Raw genomic sequence first — 17,005 nt, 5'->3', positions numbered from 1 at the left:
CAAGCAGTTTTACTAACTTTATAAATTTTGACTATTATGCTTGATTCAACCTGTAAAATTAACTTAACTGAATCGCTTGTAAAATGCATGGTCGGCATACTGCAATAGTTCCAGATCATGAATACTATCACCATAGGCGTAAATAATATAATCATTACGATTCATATATAATTTTTTAAATTGTTTGACTTTTTCCTGGCCTAGACAATAGGGATTTAACATACGGCCGGTACATTTTTTTGTGAGGGGATCAAACTCTAGCTCTGTACAAATGACTTCATTTATATTGTACTGTTTGGCCCAGGGTTTAAGGTAAACATCCAGGGCACCGCTAACGATCATGCAATTATGACCTTCCTGTTGATGAAAAAATAAACGTTCAAGTGCTTCTTGACGAAGGTAATTTATTAACGTCTTAGCAATGAAATTTTCCGCCTGCCTTTGTAATTCATCCTGGGTAAATCCGGTAAGCAACAAATTATCTAGATAAAATCCTCGCGGATTTTTTTGCAAAAGCCTTATTTTACTCAAACCATGTTGACAATATTCCAGGAAAAGTCCTCTTAAAAGCTTCGAAGAGCCAACTAAATATTTAAAAAACAATAAGCGGCTCGACCTACCGATAGTTAATGTGCCATCAAAATCAAAAATAGCAATGGTTTTTTTTATCATCATTCAAACCCAAACTATACCTAGGTTCGGGCAAAAGCCCTGAGACTATAGCCTTATCCCATATTATTCACATAATACAAGATAGCCTAGATTTCAAAATTCTATTAAAACGGGACTTTAAGCCTAGGATCAATACTTAAAATTAACTCACGAAATAGTAATTGAATTAACTGCAAATTCTTTTCAGTATCTGCTTCAAAGCGGGCTGTAAGGAAGGGTGTAGTATTAGATGCCCTTATTAGTCCCCAGCCATTTGAAAATTTAACCCGTAAACCATCAATATAAATAACTTCTCCTCCGACAAACGGCGCCTGCTCTAGAAGCTGCTCCATAAAGGCATGTTTTTTATGCTCGGCTATGGCTATTTTTAATTCCCCTGTGGAAACTAAAGAGGGAAATTGGTTATAAAATGTGTATGCATCATCAAGTTGTTGACTTAATATTTCCAAAGTACGCGCAGCTGCATAAATTCCATCATCGTGTTCAAACCAACGATCATAAAAATAAAAATGCCCGCAAAACTCCCCCCCAAGCATTGCCTTATGCATGACCATGCTTTCTATAATATGTGCCATACCAGTTTTAGTCATAACAGCTTTACCATGATGCGCTGTAATATAATCAGACAACTGCTGGCTGCATTTAATATCAAATACTACAGCTACATCGGTGCGCTGACTTAATAACGTTGCAGCAAATGCCAATAATACTTTATCAGCATTAATCATTCTTCCTCGGTTATCAACAATCCCTAAACGATCACCATCCCCATCAAAAGCAACCCCCAAATCAGCCTTTCTTTCTTGGACAACACTTGATAAATCTTGTAAATTTTCCTCTAGTGCAGGATCAGGGTGATGGTTAATAAACGTTGTTTTTACATCGCAATACAAAGGAATCACCTCACAGCCTAAGGCCTCCAATAATTGCGGCACCACTTTACCTGCTACAGCATTGCCGCAATCAACCACTACCCGCAATTTTTTTGATAAGTGAACGTCTTTCTTCACCGCTTCAATGTAATGGACAATCATTTCATCAGAATGATAGTTTGTTATTTCATTAGGTTTGCTTTGAATGAGATAGCGCTCTTGAACGATTCGGTGATATAAATTTTCAAGCAGCCCCCCGTGGTAATTAGTCCCTGAAAGAACAATTTTTAATCCATTATAATCAATTGGATTATGACTTGCCGTGACCATCAGTCCCGAGGAACAACCAAGAAAGTTCATTGCGAAATGCAGTAAGGGAGTAGGTAAACAACCGATATTTATAACGCGCACTCCAGCTGAAGATAATCCATAGGATAAGGCTTGTAAAAATCCTTCGCTACTCTCTCGACTATCCCGGCAAACTAGAATACAGTTTTGCCTATACAATTCCTGCAATTCCGTAGCTATTACCAACCCTAAGGTAAAATAAGTGTTTTTATTTAAATGAGCACCAATAACACCACGAATATCATAATCCCTGAAAATATCCCGCGAAGCTGTTTTAATCACTTCTAACTTTTCCATACCCTTATTTCCTCCATTTGAGTAATAAGTTCTTTGCAAGTTATCGTTGGTTTTTTAATGACTTCGTCAAGTACTCTTAGAAACTGTTGGACAAAATCGATGACAGTCTCTGGCTTGTATAAATCACTGCGGTATTTTATATATCCGCTTAAAGTGCCATCATAAGTCCATTTCATGGATAACTTACGTGGATTGCTCCCCCAAAGGGGTAAGACCGATTGTTTCAAAGAAATTGGTTTTATAGTAAAGCCAACATCGAACTGTTGCAGTTTTAAAACCTGAAAATCGAACGACGTATCGGGTGTCGGCAAACCAAGTTCAGCCATTTGTTCAGGCTGAAAATATTGATATTGAAGGGATTGAGTAAAATCATTTTGTAATTGATGTAGAAGTTCAATAAAGCGACATTCAGAACTGTAATGAAGGATGATGGGTACTTCATTGGCAATATTACCTACAGTTGTTTTATATTCCTCTAAATCTCGACCCGAGGTTAAAACGGTAATAAAAGCATGATTAGTTTTTGCCATGTTGGCGAGTAAGAGTGCATAAATAGTCAATAATATGGTGGCAATCGTAGTTTGATTTTGTTTTGCTATTTCCTGTAGAACATGAAGTTGCTCTATCGTCACAGGAATAACTTCTCTTTTACCTGTTCTTGCCGCCATATTAAGTCGTGGCTTATCAACAGGTAAGCAAGGCGCTTCATAATTTTTCAATTTCTTGGACCAAAAATTAGCATTGCAAGAGTAATTATCATTCACAAGCCCTTCCAATTGCCAATTAATAAAGGCTTGATAGGAAACCGCTGGTGGAATTTCTTCATGGCTTTGTTTTTTATTCAATTGGTATAAATGCAATATGTCTTGCAAGATGATAAGACTACTCATCCCGTCAGTAAGCAAATGACTGATACTCATTGTCCAAATGGTTCGTTCATCCGTGCATTTAATCAAAGCGCTTTGAAGTAAAGGTGCTTGTGCCACATCAAACTGTTGTTCACTTGCACGTCTTAATTCCTCATCAATAAACACATCCCTTTGGGTAGAAGATAAACGGCTGACATCTAAACGTATCAGGCTGAAGGGAACTTCTTTATGACAATATTGAACAACATTTCCCAAATACGTATGAAAACTACAACGCAACATATCATGACGGTTAATAACGGCTTGTATACTTTTTTCTAAATTGTCAGCATCAACAGAACCATGGAGCTCAAGGAAACACGTGACGACATAAGCAGGATTATTCGGTTGTTGTTGTAGATGATGCCAAATACGTACTTGCTGAACAGAAAGTGGTATCGGTTGATTATTGGCTGACAGCATTACATTCTTTTCTACTAGTTGCCCATCACTCTCTTTTAGCTGCCTATCACTATCTTTCAGCTTAATCAACTGTTGGTGGATTAGTGTCACTAATTCTTGGAAGGAATGATTTTCAAACAGCAGGACTTGTGCCGTTAGAGTTATTTCTGGTGGAAAGTGGGGTTTTAACTGATGTAATAAATCCACAGCTAATAACGAATCCATTCCCAACGATAACAAGGTATCCTTATCCTGTATTGGCCTTTCTAATCGCAACACTTTTTTTACGGTATTCTGTAATATCTCTTGAATATGAAGTTTTTGCGCTTCTTTTCCTAAGTCTTTTAACTTTTGCCAATGCTTTTGTTTTTCCTCTTTTTCTGGAACATCAGCTTGTACGATTCGGGCCAATAGTTTTTTATGGATCAAAGGAAATGCGACGATATTGTCTCTGGAAATACGATGCGGTAACAAACAAAGCTGTGCGGCTGAAGAAGACATCATCATCACCTCCAGGGCTGCCATACCTGCTTGAGAGGTAATATTTAGGATACCAGCATCCAACCAGCATTGTGTTTGATGCACTGTCATTCCTGTTTGTTCCCAGGGGCCAAAATTAATTGCCAATGCAGGCAGATTCAGTTGGTGGCGATAGTGTGCCAATCCATCAAGAAAGGCATTGGCGGCTGCATAATTAGTTTGTCCTGCCGAACCCAACAGAGAACTGATTGAAGAAAATAAGATGAAATGCTGCAGTTTAAGATCAAGCTCGATACTTAAACGATGTAAATGCCACGATCCAAGCACTTTTGCCTGAAAAACATCCGTAAACTGCTGCCAGGTTAAACTCATCCATAAACCATCCGCCAATATTCCAGCCGTATGAAAAATACCCTTCAGGGGAGGCATTGTCTGCTGGATGGTCAATAATGTATTTTTTAACTGGTCACACTGACTAACATCTGTTTGGAAATAAGCGATGGTAGCCCCTTCCTGGTCCAGAATTTCGAATTGTCCTTTAACCTGGGCCATTTCTCGACGTCCCAGCAATGCAATATGACGTGCTCCACGTTTAATTAACCATTGACTTAAAATAAACCCAATCCCCCCCAACCCGCCCGTAATGAGATAGGTAGCATCGGCTTCGATTTCACAGGGGGCATGCTTTTTGAGAGAAGAGGTTTCAAGGCGTTGGCCGTAATAGTTACCCTGAGAAACAGCAATTATTGTCTCTTCGACATAACTTTCTATTAATTGCAGCAAATGCGTGGTGACTTCATTATCTGGAGCAGCTGTTTCGAAATCGACTAATTGACAGGCAAATTCCGGGTATTCAACACATAATGTTTTGCACATGCCAACCAGCGGTGCCGATAAAGGATTGCGCTCTTTGCTAAACGGAGAAAGAGCAGAATTCGTAACTATCAGAATTTTATCGATATTTTTTTTACTTCCTATTGCTTGTACCAAATAGAGTAAACCGGCGCAGGCCTGTTGAATCAACGTAAACAGTTCTTTATCGCTATTGAAAGGTTTTTTTTGAACCCCCCATGAATAGATAACGTTTACAGGACAATCCACCTTACTAAAAAGACGTGTGAGATGTGTGGGGTCTTTAGGATTTAAAGTAACCATTTGGGGGGTATGATCATAGACTGTACCTGGTTTAATTATTATTACATTTTCGAAGCAACGCCTAAGTGTATTGGCAAAGCCCATACTTTGATCATTAGCAAAAATTAACCAGTTCCCTGATACCATCCCGGTTTTAATCGGCATGAGTGGCAATTTTTCCCAACCAATCTGGTAAATAGCACGTTCTAACAGGTAATCCTCTTCTTTAGGCTTCTCCTCTATGGCTAACCAATATTTTTCCCGCTGGAAAGAATAACTTGGTAAAACTTTGGGGTAAGACTTAATCGCGTAAGGCTTGTCGAAGAAATTCCACTCAATAGGGCCTCCTAACAAATAAATCGACATCAAGGTTTCAGTAAGAACCATCCAGTCATGCTGTTGCCTTTTTAAAGAAGCAAACCAAAGTGCCTCATTGGGATGAGGATGATGGGCCATCGCAAAACTTAGCAGTACAGGTTGAGCCCCCATTTCAAAGAAAATGTGATGCTCTTTTTTCAGTAAGTAATTAATCCCTGCACTAAAATTCACGGTAGCAAAAACATGCTTCGCCCAATAAGTGGCATCGACAGATGCAAGCGCTTTTCCCGTTACATTGGAAATCACCAACATCGTTGGCTTGTGGTAGGTGATTGAGTCTGCCATGTTGGTAAACTGTTCAATCATCGGTTGCAGGAGTTCTGAATGGAACGCATGAGCCACATCAAGTTTGGTTATCTTTATCTGCTGCGATAGACAAAGGATTTCCAAATGCTCAATTGCGCTTGCTTCCCCGGAAAAAACCACTTGCGTTGGACTATTGATCGCTGCTATTGCTAAAATTTTGTCTGGCATTTCTTCCTGAATTGTGGCTAATAAAGTTTTTGCTTTGCCATGATTGACTCCAACAGCCAACATTGAACCGTGGGCCTGCATTTGCATAAGTTTTGCCCGCCAGACGATTAATTTTAGCCCATCTTCCAGGCTCATCATGCCTGCAACTGTTGCAGCTACATACTCGCCTAAACTATGGCCAATGACTGCAGTGGGTTTAATTCCCCAACTTATCCATAATTGCGCTAAAGCATATTCAAGAATAAATAATGCAGGTTGGGCGTATTGAGTCTCCTTAAGCAATTCTTTTTTCTCTGGATTAAACATGACCTCTTGTAAAGGTTCTGGTAACAATTTGCTAACCATTTGACAACAATAATCAATTTCAGCTTTAAACAGAGGATGAGTGTAGTAAAGCTCACTACCCATTTGCGAATATTGCGATCCCATTCCTGTGAACAGGAAAACAATTTTTTTAAAATCATAAGGCCTCATGGGTTCAATGGAGGCTGTTTCCAATTGATTTTTTAATTCTTCTACTGTTCTACAGCATACTGCCAGCTTATAGTCCAATTTACTTCTTTCTGTATTTAAGCTATGACAAAAGCTTGCCAGATCAAGCGTTTCCTCCTGTTCAATAAACCTTAATAATTTATGACGTTGGGCATTTAAAGCCTCAGGGGTATGCGCGGAAAGCGTTAAAATATGGACTGGCCGCCCTATAGTCTCAACTGCAGATGCTTTTTCTGGCATGGGTGCATCTGCCAGTATTACATGTGCATTGGTTCCTGTGAATCCAAAAGAACTAATCCCTGCATAACGTACAAGGTTATTGTCAAAAGTTTCCCAAGGTTCTAAACGTATAGGGACCTGTGCAGGAATATCGTTTAGCTGGATAAGTGGATTTGCTTGCTTAAAATGTAAATTGGCAGGAATTTTTTTATGTTGCAGCATTAAAATGGTTTTAATGAGTCCGGCTATTCCGGCTGCAGCCTCAAGATGACCAAGGTTAGTTTTGACCGAACCTATATACAGGGGTTCTTTCCGTGAGCGGGTAGCAAAAACATCTTTTAACGCATTAAATTCAATGGGATCCCCTAAGCGGGTACCTGTACCATGGGCTTCAACATAACCAATTACATCTGCAGTTAATCCTGCCGAATGAAGTGCTTTTGCTAGTAATTCTTTTTGGGCAAAAGGACTGGGGGCAGTAATTCCATTACTATGACCATCGCTATTAACCACCGCACTTTTGATGACAGCCAGAATTCTATTCCCATCTTGCTCTGCATCACTTAAGCGCTTGAGAATAATAATCCCCCCTCCTTCACCACGGACGTAACCATTTGCCTTTTCATCAAATACCCGGCATTGACCCTCGGGTGAAAGCATCCCCGCTTGGGAAAAACTAATACTTAACGAGGGATCAAGAATAAGATTTACCCCGCCAGCAATGGCTAAATCACAATCTTTGGTTTGTAAATCCTGGCAGGCATTGAAAACAGCCACTAATGAAGAAGAACATGCGGTATCTACAGCCAGTGTCTGACCTCGAGTACCAAAAAAGTAAGCAATTCTACCTGCGGCTGCACTATGGGCATTGCCTAAACCATAAAAGCCATTTGCTTCATCCGGCGAAGGATGCGAACTGAGATGGCTATAGTCATTAGAAGAAATACCAATAAACACGCCACTGTTGGTATTGTGGAGTGATAAAGGGGGTATACCACCGTACTCCAATGCTTCCCAGGTTAACTCAAGAAGCAATCGATGTTGGGGATCCATCGCTGCTGCCTCACTTGGGCTAATGTCAAACAAGGCAGCATCGAATTGATCAATATTAGCAACAAACCCTCCCTTGCGACTTATTATTTTTCCAGGTGTTGTTGGGCGAGAATCATAGTAATCATCAATGTTCCAGCGGTCAGGGGGAACTTCGGTAATACCGTCCTTGGCATTTTCCAATAATTGCCAAAACGCTTCAGGGTTATCAGCCTGGCCTGGAAAACGACAGCTCATCCCAACAATGGCAATCGGTTCAAATAAATGTTCTTGAAACTGCGTGGCCTTTGTTTCACAAACATTTCCCATGAGATGATTGGCAAATTGTTCTACGGTTGAATAAGTCCAAAGTAAGCTTGGATTGATTGTTTGGTTAAGTTTTTCCTCAAGAGCAGCACAGAAGCGCACAGCCCTTAATGAATCAATCCCATAGTGTGCAAAATTAACGTCTGATTTAATCTGATATTCATTAATCTTTAACTCCGAGGCAAGCCAATGTTTCATCCATAATTGTAAATCATCGCTTTGCTCAGAAACGTCCTTTTGTGAAACATTCTCTTTACCTCTTAGCCATTGCGCAACAGTTTTTAACGTCTGATTTTGTAAAGCCTGTTTACAAAAATTTCGCTGGACTTTACCACTGGAAGTTTTGGACAATGTTGATTGTTGGATCAAAACAATTTGTGTAGGTAAGATTGAAAACTCTTCAGAGCAAGACTTTAAAATGGCAGAGAAAATCTCCTCAAAATTTTTGGCATGCCGGTGAACCTCTTGTACAATAACTAACTCATAATCCTTTTCACCCTCTAATGCAAATGCGGCAGTGCCGGCCGGAATTAATTGTGGGTGAGCTTCGGCAACAACCGCCTCAATATCTTGGGGATAAATGTTTTGACCACGAATAATAATTAAATCTTTTAATCGGCCAGTAATAAACAACTCACCGTTTTCATCCATAAAACCTAAATCACCGGTTTTTAAAAAGTGCGTCCCATCTCCATGCAGCGTGAATCTAAACTGTTGTTCTGTTACGTCAGGTTTATTCCAATAACCCTGCGCAACGCTAGGGCCCGCAATAATAATCTCACCCACTTCATAATTACCCAGTATTTCATTTGTTTCTGGGTTAACAATTTTAACTTCATGATTTAAATCAGCACGCCCACAACTGACTAAACTGGCTTTATCTGGATGTGAAGAGTGCACCTTTTTAATTCGATGAAGCTTTAAGGCATTTTTGTCAACGTGTAAAATAACTGTTTTATCCCCTGATTTTTTACCTGAAACCATAAGCGTGGTTTCTGCCATACCATAAGCAGGATAACAGCTTTCCAGTTTGAAACCGCAGTCTGCGAAAACCTGGGCAAATTTTTCAAGTGTTTTGGCATTGACAGGTTCTGCACCATTTAATGCTGTCTGCCAGTGGGTTAAGTCTAACTGCGTTTTTTCTTCATTTGTGACAGTATTAATGCATAATTCATAGGCAAAATTAGGAGCAGGTGAAATATCAACGGCATAATCACTAATTGTTTTTAACCAGAGAAAAGGTTTTCTTAAAAACCGTGCAGGCGGCATTAAAATAGTATGCGCCTTAACAGTAAGCGGGTACAAAATACCTCCAATTAACCCCATGTCATGAAATGGAGGCAACCAGGAGCACACCTTTTTAATATCCCTTTTTAAAAGCTGGCTAATTACTTTCGTGTTGGCAAGAATATTCCCATGACTAACCATTACTCCTTTGGGATTACCAGTTGAACCAGACGTATACTGTAAAAAGGCAAGTTGGTTTTGAGTCACTTTTGGAAATTTTGTTTCATCTATACCCATTAGTTCTAATTGGTCGACTAGAAGTATTCGTAGGTTTTCAAAGGAATACTGTTCAGAAATCTGCGAAGTAGTAATCATTGCCTCAGCCTGCGCATCCTTTATCACGGAAAACAAACGATGGCTATGGCGGGTGTTGGATGGAGGATAGGCAGGGACAGCAACGACTCCTGCCATTAAACAACCTAAAAAGGCAATGATATAATCAAGACTAGGTTGTAATAATAAAACGGCTCTTGAACCGCTGGAGGTTATTAATAATAACTGTGATGCGATTTGCGATACTTTTTGCAAAAGCTCGGCATTGGTTAATGTACTTTGCTCCTTATCACTTAAGAAAGTATAGACAATTTGATTGGGTTCAGTTTCGGCACGATATTTCAGGAAATTTATTAAGGTCACATCAACATCGTCTACTCTCATAGCATGAGATCCTATTTTCATTATCTTGAATAACAATTCTTTATTCAATTCATGAAATATAGACTATTTAAAGAGCACGCGTGTACAAAATATGTGCTAAAAGGTATAAGCAATATATCCTTGCCTTTAACTTTAAGTTATAGATCGTACAAAAAATTAATTAATAATAGCAAGTTAGATACTATTTGGACGTTATTAGAATATTAAGTGCTCATTCTTTATTTTTGACTTACTGTGTGCTTGCACGAGAGCATCTGACCCTGCAAGAAAGATTAGGGTAGAAGAGGCACCTCTGTGGTATTTCCTAATTTTAAAAAAGGGGTAGGCAAAGAACCTGAGCCTAAATCTATCATTTCATTTTCTGTCCTTTGTATTTTCCTTTTTCCTCATCCCAGGTGTTAGGGGCAATACTTGATTTCTCCCCCAAAGGACAACTGTAGGAATCCTCAGAAGTCAACTTTTCTCTGATTAAAGGAAAGTGCGTACGAGCTTCAATAAAATCAATTATTTTAAGGCACTGGTTTTGTTCTGTTTCTTCGGGCCACAATTTTTTTGCCATTTCTTTTAATTCTTTCACACCGTCAATGATAAAATCTTTTCGTCGATGGAATAAACTCCATGAAGCGCTTTTGTTTTCTTGCTTTTGCTTATGGAGGGCAAGTTGTTGATCAGTCATTTGTAAATAACTGCATAAACGTTTAAAGATAAAATAATTCTCGTTAAAACGATCAGGTCCCAACTCAAATTTATTTTGATGCATAAAAATGGTAGCAGTGGTAAGTAACCATTCTAACGCTGAAACTTTTTTTTCAGCATCCTCATCATGGACACTTATTTCTGCCAGTGCAAAGGCCAATCGGAAAGAGGAAATAATACTGTCTACCGCAGATTGATGGGTCGGTAGCATATCCTTTCTGGTATAATTAGGCCCTCCCGGTTCCATATTAATAATGCGAGGAAGCTCTTCTGGCTTTAAATTCTTTTTATGTTGATAAAGTTGATAAAGATCGAGCGCTAACCCTTTCATGCGTACATTATTAATTCTTGCCGTGTCCCCTGCAAACAAAAGAATTTCTTGACGATCTTTGGGGCTGACAGCCCAGCCAGTCACTAGCGATTGATGGGCATCATGACCATGGCGTCCAGAGCGATGATCAGCCGGAACACTGCAAAAAGTTACTTTCTTACCTTTATCAGAAGTGAGTGTAGTTTGCTCATGCCATTCAAAACTGTGTACATTAGTAAATCCTAATGATCTAAAAAAAACGTCATCACCAACTGGAACGAGTAATGTCGGTTGATCCTTTAGTAATTTTTTTAGCGAATCAACATCCACGTGATCCCGATGGTTGTGGGAGATAAGGATGACATCGATGCGCGGTAATTCATTTGCTGTCACATCCCGGGCTAAGCTCTTTGTCATGGCTGGATAAACAATAGGGGCTAAATTCCCAAACACAGGATCCGTCAGTATATTCATTCCTGAGGTTTGAATTAATTGAGTGGCATGGCCTAAATTGTGAATAGTGAATCCATCGTCCACTTCCCCACTGATAGTATGCTGCCCATCTTCTTTATAAATTTTCTTTGGGTCCTTATTTTCTTGTTGATCAAAATAAGCCAGCTTCATTCCTAATTGGCTAACAAAAATCCAGGTGAACAATTTATTAAGTAAGGGAGGTGTTGTGGTAAGCCAGCGCAAAAAACGCTTTATTTGTGTTTCACGAAAAATCCGAAGGTCAATGTATTTATCAAGATTCGCTTCACTGGTTACATAACGGCCATCTGGACGGCGTTTAGGGGACAAAAATTCCTGCATTTGTTCATCATTAAACAATGTCTCAGCGAAATTTATAAAAAGACTAGACGTTATATCTTCTTGAGAATCATTTTTTGATTTCTTTTTTAAGGAACGTTCTCTAATTAGCTTTTTAGTAGCAGGCATTGTTAATAATCAAAAAAAAAAGATAGATGTATTAGTTTACTCTTGGTTTAATATTGCGTCAAAATGACGTAATATAAACAAATCTCTTGATTCCCAACCATCCATGATAAGGTTGGGTGCATCAATCTGAAAGCCCGGCATAAACCTGAATTCCTCCATTACTTAAAAAAATCATTCTTGCGTTCATGGGCTATGCCCAACTCGTGCGGAGGAGTTCTGCGGCTTTTTTTAAAAAAACCGTGCAATAAAATCATATTACTTTTATCCGTAGTAAAAAAAATTCTAGCTGATTTATTCTCAGTCACATTGGAGCGTACTTCCCAGAGTTTTTTTTCTAAATGCTTTACTTTAGGCAACCCTACAGGCCAGTTACACTCTACCTCACTGATGTCTTTGCCAATAATTTTTTTATCTGACTTGGTTAATAATTTTAGCCATTCACGAACAGGTTCAATACCATTCGCTTTACGATAAAAAACAGCAGTAAGAATTTTTCGTAGAGGCATATCGATAATTTCAAAGACAAATAGGGTGAACATTATACAAGAAGAAAGCCAAATTTCATCACCTTTACATTAAAATGATGACACGACACCATATTTTAAATTATTTGACTTCCTTGCACTGATTGAAAGAGGGAGAACTTTTAAATTCCTTTTACTTCCCCATGAGTAAGAATACCCACCACTGTAGGGGTAATGTAAAAAACCAACTTGATCTTAAATGCAATTAAAGCGATCATTTTTCCTTTTGAGTGTAAGGAGTCCGTGTGCAACACGAAACAATGGAATATGATGTAGTCATTGTTGGTGCAGGTCCTGCTGGTTTGTCTGCTGCTATAAAACTTAAGCAACTCGCCGCAAAAGACAATAAAGAAATTAGCGTTTGTATTCTTGAAAAAGGAGCCCAGGTAGGTGCCCATATTCTTTCTGGGGCGGTATTAGAACCAAGCAGCCTAAAAGAATTATTGCCTGACAGTTGGCAAGAAGCCCCTTTGGACACGCCTGTGGCACAAGATGATTTTTATTTTCTTACCCATAAAAGATCCTTTCGCCTTCCTACGCCAAAACCGATGCAAAATCATGGCAATTACATCATTAGCTTAGGTGAGCTTTGTCAGTTTTTGGCAACGCAAGCTGAAATTTTGGGATGTGAAATCTATCCAGGCTTTGCAGCTGCAGAAATCCTTTACAACACCCATGGCCAAGTCATCGGCGTAGCTACCGGTGATGTGGGCATCGATAAAGCGGGGAATAAAACGGCTAATTACCAACCTGGAATGCATCTACATGCCAAACAAACACTTTTTGCAGAGGGATGTCGCGGCCAACTTAGTCAAAATTTAATGCGGCGTTTTCACTTACGCGATGATGTTCAACCTCAAACCTATGGAATTGGTATTAAAGAAGTATGGCAAATTGCTCCTGAAAAACATCAATTAGGAAGAGTAATTCATACTGTAGGTTGGCCTCTTGATAATACCACCTATGGCGGCTCTTTTATTTATCATTTGTCCAAAAATCGAGTTGCGCTTGGTTTTGTCATTGGTTTGGATTATAAAAATCCATGGCTTAATCCCTTTGGCGAATTACAACGTTTTAAAACCCACCCGATGGTTCGAGCGTTGTTGGAAAAAGGCGAGCGGATCAGTTATGGCTCCCGGGCTCTTAATGAAGGCGGGTGGCAAGCTATCCCTAAGCTCACTTTCCCGGGTGGTGCCCTCATTGGCGATGCTGCAGGCTTTCTAAATGTCCCCAAAATTAAAGGTATCCACACAGCTATGAAGTCAGCTATGCTTGCAGCTGAGGCATGTTTTGACGGATTAAGCGAACAAAAAAGTGACGTTCAAGTTGAGTTAAAAACCTATCTTGAAAAAATAAAACAATCATGGCTTGAAAAGGAACTATACCAAGTTAGAAATATTCGCCCTGGATTCCGTTATGGCTTCTGGTTTGGTTTGATCAATGCCGCTTTTGAAACCTATATTACTTCTGGCCGCTCCCCCTGGACTATGAAACATCATGCAGACCACACCACATTAATTCCTGCGGGAAAAGCTAAAAAAATAGACTATCCAAAGCCTGATGGGGTTTTAACGTTTGACAAATTATCATCCGTTTATCTTGCAAATACTTACCATGAAGAAAATCAACCAAGTCATTTAAAATTACGTAATCCTAAATTAGCCATCGAAGTTAACTACAAACTTTACGCTTCCCCTGAGACTCGCTATTGTCCTGCGGCCGTTTATGAAATCATTCAAGAGGACAATGATCCTAAATTACTAATTAATGCCCAAAATTGCATTCATTGTAAAACCTGCGACATTAAAGATCCTCGTCAAAATATAGTTTGGCAGGCGCCTGAAGGCAGTGGTGGTCCAAATTATATAGAGATGTAACTGAATGCCCTTCCTTATGAAGGGCTTACCACCAGAAAATTGACGCATTTTATTTTTTGCATTTTCTTAACAATAAATGCCACGATTCGCATTGTTTCATTTTTTTGACATTGTTATTATTAAATTGTGGTTAGGAAATCTTGCACGGCTAACAAATAATTTATTGAGGTCTAATAAAAATACGGTGAGCCAGCTTAGCAAGACTAAGACGCCTAAAGTATTTTTTGTGACGTCCACTTGAGCAACGAACCGTTGCAAGATCCTAACTTTCAATTGCTCGCGAACTCTCTTCATTACTAGTCAACACACATGCTTTACATCAATTTTCTGTCCATATAAATTTAATTTAGCGATTAAAAAATAAAAACTTCAGGGCATTCCCAAATTATGGTTTTAGAATTTTTAAAATCAGTGTAAGTTAAAAAGAAGTTCTCATTAATAAAAAAAGATGGCTGACTCAATCGATAATGATGAATTAATTTATGCGGTAAATGATAAGCCACCCTTTATCAAGCTTGTACTATTAGGTCTGCAGTATGTGGTTCTAATGTCTGTCTATTTGGTGCTGGTTATTATCGTAGTTCGCGCGGCACACCTCTCCGATGAGGTTGCCTTTGACGCTGTAAGAATGGGAATGATTGCCTTAGGGATCGCCACAATTTTACAAGCGCTACACCCACCTTATGGTTCAGGCTATTTAGCGCCTCCCGTGGTTTCAGCTATCTACTTAAAAGCTTCCTTGTTAGCAGCTGATGCAGGCGGCCTCCCTCTTGTATTAGGAATGACGATTTTTGCCGGACTTGTCGAAGTAATTTTTTCACGTCTGGTTTATCAATTACGGGTAATTTTTCCTCCTGGGATTTCGGGTTTTATCATTGCAATCGTTGGGATTGAATTAGGATTGGAGGGACTTAGCCAATTTTTAGGGGTTGCCCGTTCGGACGTCGCCAATTTTGAACGCCATATCTTCATTGGACTGCTTACCTTAGGAACCATGATTACTATCAGCATTTGGTGGCGTGGTATCGTTAAACTTATTTGTTCTTTTCTGGGCTTAGTAGTAGGTTTTACAGCAGCTTATTTTTTAGGAAGTGTCGATGCCGACAAAGTAGCTCAATTTGAAGCGACCCCATTTTTTGCCCTACCTCACATCCATTTTATTTCCTATGATTTTTCTTTTTCTTTTATCCTGCCATTTTTTGTAGCAAGCGTGGCAGCTGCGCTACGAACCGTAGGTGTGGTCACAACCTGCCAGAAAATCAATGATACCTCATGGAAAAACCCTAGTCTTAAGTCCATAAAAGGTGGGGTTTTTGCCGATGGTCTCGCAGCGATTACAGCAGGTCTTTGTGGCATACCTGGTATTAGTACAGGACCTAGTCTTGTTGGCGTCTCAAAAGCTACCGGCGCTACAAGTCGCTATATTGCATTTTCCACCGCCACTCTTTTGTTTTTATTATCTTTTTTTCCAAAATTTGCTTCACTGCTGCTCATTATGCCTATCGCTGTTATAGGACCCGCCTTAATGTTTACAGGTAGTTTTATGATTGTGGGCGGAATTAGTATCATGACCTCACGTAATATTGATACTCGAATGACTTACGTGGTTGGCTTAGCCTTATTATTTGGGTTAAGTAAAGAAATTTATCCGACATTTTATTCCACCTTACCGCAATTTTTACAGACAATGACTGGCACATCCCTTTCTTTATCAGTGATTATTGCTTTATTGCTACACTTGTTATTTCGAATTGGGATTCAAAAACAAGCCACGCTTACCTTGTCTAATGGAAAAAAACTCTCCAGAGAAAAGTTAAGCGAATTCATTATGAAGACTGCAAAACGCTGGCAAATTAATACAGCCCTGATGGAAAGAATTGCTCAAACAACCCATTCAATCTTGCAACATCTTTATAACAGCCAACTGGCAGAAAGAGAGATTCAAATACTTCTTACTTATGATCAAATAGATATTGCTGTAAAAATCATCTACGAGGGTGATCTGCTTCTGTTACCTTTTGTTAATCAGAAAAAAACAGTTTTTTTAGAGGAAGAGGCTTTTTCGTACGGACTTAGTGATTTTTTAATTGGGGTATATCCTGATAAATACGAACATTTTACTACGAATAAAACAACACATCTTTATCTTTATTTTAATGTTTAAACTGTATATGCGCCCTGGGTCTTCTTTCGTCCCATTTTTTTGTAATGCTGTCAATTTTTATTATTATTAGACAGCAAATTAACCGTTATAGGTTATTCTTTTTTCCCTCCCTTATCTTGTTTGTTTACGGTCCGCCATGCTCTTTCTTCGGCTTCATCTTTTGAAACACCTTCTTTACGGTATTTTTCTTCTATGTGATGAGCTTGACGTTTTTGTTTATCAGTGTAATCAGACTTATCCCCTCTTGGCATAGTGCTACCCTCCTTATATGATTACCAAATAGACTCTTTAATCTGCGCCAATGTTTAACTGCTAGAAATAATTTTTGCTGGGAATACGGTTTATTGGTGTAGATTGTAGTAACACAAACAGCAAGAAATTAATTGTTTGTGATGATTCCCTGGATTCCTTATTCCTACCATTTATTGGCGTTATACTTTAATAAATAGGCCAATATTGGCTGTTCATCAAATGATAAATTTCATCATTCTTCCCTAACCAAATGAATTAAAAGATTAT

8 protein-coding genes are annotated in these 17,005 nt (G+C 39.0%); 2 read left to right on the top strand and 6 right to left on the bottom strand.

Annotated elements, in window-relative coordinates; all coding sequences use genetic code 11:
• Positions 1–63: 63 nt before the first annotated feature.
• The 5 genes from Ljam_RS02520 to Ljam_RS02500 all read right to left on the bottom strand — a co-directional run bounded on the left by Ljam_RS02520 (position 64) and on the right by Ljam_RS02500 (position 12,427).
• The gene (locus Ljam_RS02520) at positions 64–675 is read right to left on the bottom strand and encodes an HAD-IB family hydrolase (protein ID WP_065235511.1); all 612 of its coding nucleotides are present in this window, start codon (positions 673–675) and stop codon (positions 64–66) included.
• A gap of 101 nt (positions 676–776) precedes the next feature.
• The gene (locus Ljam_RS02515; protein ID WP_058448560.1) at positions 777–2,189 is read right to left on the bottom strand and encodes a phosphomannomutase/phosphoglucomutase; all 1,413 of its coding nucleotides are present in this window, start codon (positions 2,187–2,189) and stop codon (positions 777–779) included.
• The gene (locus Ljam_RS02510; protein WP_058448559.1) at positions 2,177–9,976 is read right to left on the bottom strand and encodes a type I polyketide synthase; all 7,800 of its coding nucleotides are present in this window, start codon (positions 9,974–9,976) and stop codon (positions 2,177–2,179) included. The genes Ljam_RS02515 and Ljam_RS02510 overlap by 13 nt, the downstream gene beginning before the upstream one ends.
• 349 nt (positions 9,977–10,325) lie before the next feature.
• Positions 10,326–11,921: an MBL fold metallo-hydrolase gene (locus Ljam_RS02505; RefSeq protein ID WP_058448558.1), complete on the bottom strand. Its 1,596-nt coding sequence runs from the start codon at positions 11,919–11,921 to the stop codon at positions 10,326–10,328.
• A 158-nt stretch (positions 11,922–12,079) separates the two neighbouring features.
• Positions 12,080–12,427 (bottom strand): type II toxin-antitoxin system RelE/ParE family toxin, encoded by a 348-nt coding sequence (locus Ljam_RS02500; RefSeq protein ID WP_058448676.1) that lies wholly within the window; start codon positions 12,425–12,427, stop codon positions 12,080–12,082.
• Between the two features lie 263 nt (positions 12,428–12,690).
• Between Ljam_RS02500 and Ljam_RS02495 the strand changes: the two genes are divergently transcribed.
• Both Ljam_RS02495 and Ljam_RS02490 read left to right on the top strand, forming a co-directional pair.
• Positions 12,691–14,322 carry an electron transfer flavoprotein-ubiquinone oxidoreductase gene (locus Ljam_RS02495; RefSeq protein ID WP_058448557.1) on the top strand — a complete coding sequence of 544 codons (1,632 nt, stop codon included), beginning with the start codon at positions 12,691–12,693 and terminating at the stop codon, positions 14,320–14,322.
• Positions 14,323–14,770: 448 nt separating this feature from the next.
• Entirely contained in the window at positions 14,771–16,486 is a 1,716-nt protein-coding gene (locus Ljam_RS02490) for a uracil-xanthine permease family protein (protein WP_238583678.1), read from the top strand.
• 92 nt (positions 16,487–16,578) lie between these two features.
• Here Ljam_RS02490 and Ljam_RS15345 read toward each other — a convergent pair whose 3' ends face one another.
• Positions 16,579–16,737 carry a hypothetical protein gene (locus Ljam_RS15345; RefSeq protein ID WP_058448556.1) on the bottom strand — a complete coding sequence of 53 codons (159 nt, stop codon included), beginning with the start codon at positions 16,735–16,737 and terminating at the stop codon, positions 16,579–16,581.
• Positions 16,738–17,005 lie beyond the last annotated feature (268 nt).

Origin of the sequence: Legionella jamestowniensis (assembly GCF_001467745.1) — a bacterium.
GTDB lineage: Bacteria > Pseudomonadota > Gammaproteobacteria > Legionellales > Legionellaceae > Tatlockia > Tatlockia jamestowniensis.
The sequence above is the reverse complement of the archived record's forward strand: the minus strand, read 5'-3'. Positions and strand labels throughout refer to the sequence as shown.